Consider the following 3,445-nt stretch of genomic DNA (forward strand, 5'->3'; position numbering starts at 1 on the left):
CATGCACTGAATATAAAAAAGGCCATTCGGCCTTTTTTATATTTAGCGTATGCGTATTAATACTCCTATCTATAACAAGTTCCGTCTCCAAGCATGTCCACAAACCAATCGTAGCACCAATAGCTCGATCCCCATCCACCACCACCGCCAATAACATTCTGCACGGAATTGACTTCTTCTGGTCCAGCTAGCTTGGCATCTGATCTGCTCAACTCAATGTCGCTGAGATTCATCCCCATGTAGATAAGCCCACCCACAAAATAAACTATGGCCAAGACTAGGACTACCCACACTGCCTTTTTCATGTTTTTGCTCATTTTTTTTTAATATTTTATATATCTTTGTCGTCATAACTAAGCATTAGATCGACCGCAATAATGCTTAGCTGAATTTCATCATCGGCTATTAATTCTCAAAATTATAAGAAAAGCTACGCAAAATCCCACGATAGAGAAGAATATACTAGCTACAATCCAGAGTCTCACTCGCCTCTTACTAACAAGCATAAATCGCTTATAGAAATTACTCAGAAAATTATTCATACTCTGCTCTATCTGTCTTTGGTCAGGGACTAAATTCGCGTCCACCTCTCTTTCGCCTAGAAATTTGAGCATACGGTATTTGTCGATATAGCCAGTCAGCATACCGTTATCGTCGACAACCGGCATCGGATTCACCCCGTAGTTCTGGGCAAATAAATCCGTAGCCACAAACATAGAGTCAGTTTCTTTTACAGATATAAAATTTCTTCCCACGACATCGCCTACTTTGGCTTGCATAATTTTTGCAAAATCACCCTTTATCAGCGAAGCGTCTTTCTTATGAAGCTTTAGGTTCTTAAAAAGCTTCATAAATGTTGGCAAGTGGACTGACGTACCTTTAATAATTAGATCCGGCTGAGTCAGTAAACCGACTAAATAACCGCCCTGCGAAACCGGCAGAGCCGTAAAATCTTTTTCCACTAGCAGATTAACCGCCTCCACCAAAGAAGTGTTTGGATCAACCGAGACGGCATCCCTGGTCATTACCTCCGAGACAATCTTCATATGAGCCAATAATAACACATATTTCTAGAGTATAGATCGTTCTCTACGCGACCACGGTGGACATCACCACGTCTCCCGCTTCAAGCTTCATGACTCTTACGCCCTGAGTGGCCCGCCCTAAGATAGATACGCTATCAATAGAAGTCCTGATGCTCTGCCCCTTTTTAGACATAGCAATTAGTTCCTTATTCTCTTCGTTAGTCACATGGGCAGAGACAAGATCCCCGGTCTTAGGAGTGATTTTGGCCGTCATAATTCCCCTGCCGCCTCTGTTCTGAACTTTATAAAATCTTAAGTCAGTCCTCTTGCCATAGCCGTTCTCCATGACGGCTAACAATTTCAACCCCTTCTCAACGCCTGCAGGTATAACGTCGGTACCAACCACTTTCTCGCCCTTTTCAACTCTAATACCAATCACGCCAGAAGCTCCGCGACCCATCGGTCGGACATCCTTCTCTTTAAATCTTATGGCGTTCCCGCTGTTAGTAACCAATATTATCTGATCATTGCCAGATGTCGTTAGAACCCAATTTAATTGATCTTCGTTCTTCAGCTTGATGGCAATCATGCCGCTCTTTCTGACGGCTGAGAAAGCATCAATGTCTACTTTTTTTATAACACCCTTGGCCGTAGTCATAAACAAGAAGCCCTTAGTATCCTTCGGCACTGGTACAACAGCCGAGATTACGTCACTTGGAGAAACTTGCAAAAAATTAGCGATAGCCCTGCCCTTGGACTGCCTCGATGCCTCTGGAACTTCGTAGCCCTTAGTCTGAAAAACCTTGCCAGAATTAGTAAAGAATAAAACGCTGTCATGAGTGTTAGCCATAAAAAACTGCGAGACGGCGTCCTCATCTTTAGTGGCCATGCCAATCGTACCCTTGCCTCCCCTCTTTTGGGTTCTTAGGCTGTCGGGCACCATTCTCTTTATATATCCGCTATGAGTTATTATAAACAAAGAATCCTCTTCAGGTACAAGCTCATCTTCTCCGATCTCTCTAAGAGGTGATTTGACCACCTTAGTCCTTCTCTCATCGCCAAATTTCTCCCTAACTTCCTTCAACTCGTCTTTTATAACGGCCATTATTTTCTTTGGGCTAGCTAGCAAGTCTTCGAGGTAAGCTATAAGAAGCTTCTTTTCTTTTAGCTCATCCTCCACCTTCTTTCTCTCGAGGCCAGCTAGAGCTTGCAGTTTCATTTCCAATATAGCCGCGGTCTGCTTATCCGAAAACTTAAACTTTTTAATTAAATTCGTGGCGGCTTCTTCTTTAGACGCCGAAGCTCTGATGATTTTAATAATTTCATCTATGTGGTCTAGGGCTTTTTTCAGTCCCTCCAAGATATGTGCTCGATCCTTCGCTTTTCTAAGTTCAAACCTGGTTCTTCTCACCACCACTTCTTTTCTATGCTCAATGAATTTTTCAAGCATAGTCTTAAGGCTAAGAGTTTGAGGCTGGATACCGTCGACGAGAGCGAGCATATTAAAGTGGAAAGCCTTCTGTAGCTCAGTATATTTAAATAGCTGATTCATGACCTTGCGCGGGAAAGAATCTTGTTTTAAATCTATGGCTATTCTTAAACCATCTTTGTCGGACTCATCTCTTAGGTCTCTTATGCCTTCAATTTTTTTATCTTTAACCAGATCAGCTATCTTCTTTATTAGCTCAGACTTGTTGACCTGATAAGGTATCTCGGAAACAATTATCTGGAATCCCTTTTTGTTCTCGACAATATCCGCCTTGCCTCGTATCATAATTGGCCCACGACCAGTGGCATAGGCATTAATAATGTCGTTCTCGTTATATATGATTCCTCCCGTTGGAAAGTCTGGACCCTTGACTAGCTGAACCAAGTCCTTAACGTCGGCATCATTGTTGTCCATAACGTAAACTAGGGCGTCCACTATCTCAGTTAAGTTGTGCGGCGGAATATTTGTGGCCATACCCACGGCGATACCCATTGAACCATTGATTAAAAGATTCGGGATGCGTGTCGGTAAAACATCTGGCTCCTTAGTTGATCCGTCGAAGTTGTCGCTAAAATTAACTGTTTCCTTGTCTATGTCCGAAAGTAGTTGCTCGGTAATGGGCGTAAGCTTAGCTTCCGTGTAACGCATGGCGGCTGGTGAATCGCCATCAATCGATCCCCAATTACCTTGCCCATGGACCAGTGGATATCTAAGAGAGAAATCCTGGGCCATCCTAGCCACCGAGTCATAGATGGCGGAGTCACCATGAGGATGGAAATTTGCCATGACCTGCCCTACGATCTTAGCCGACTTAACTACTTTAGAGGTAGCTCTTAGGCCCATCTCGTGCATACCATATAAGATTCTGCGATGAACTGGCTTTAAGCCGTCTCTGACGTCTGGCAGAGCGCGAGAAACAATAACGCTCATT

General features: G+C 43.4%; 3 protein-coding genes. All 3 read right to left on the bottom strand.

The features are described from left to right. Positions 1–65 precede the first annotated feature (65 nt). Entirely contained in the window at positions 66–317 is a 252-nt protein-coding gene (locus tag DEG18_02020; protein ID HBX58361.1) for a hypothetical protein, read from the bottom strand. Positions 318–395: 78 nt separating this feature from the next. After that, positions 396–1,046, bottom strand: a complete 651-nt coding sequence (locus DEG18_02025; GenBank protein HBX58362.1) for a hypothetical protein — start codon at positions 1,044–1,046, stop codon at positions 396–398. 43 nt (positions 1,047–1,089) lie between these two features. Continuing rightward, a partial coding sequence (locus DEG18_02030; GenBank protein ID HBX58363.1) for a DNA gyrase subunit A occupies positions 1,090–3,445 on the bottom strand: 2,356 nt, incomplete at its 5' end.

It is taken from the genome of Candidatus Yanofskybacteria bacterium, from assembly GCA_003514055.1.
Taxonomy (GTDB): Bacteria; Patescibacteriota; Minisyncoccia; order 2-02-FULL-40-12; family GWA2-44-9; genus UBA12115.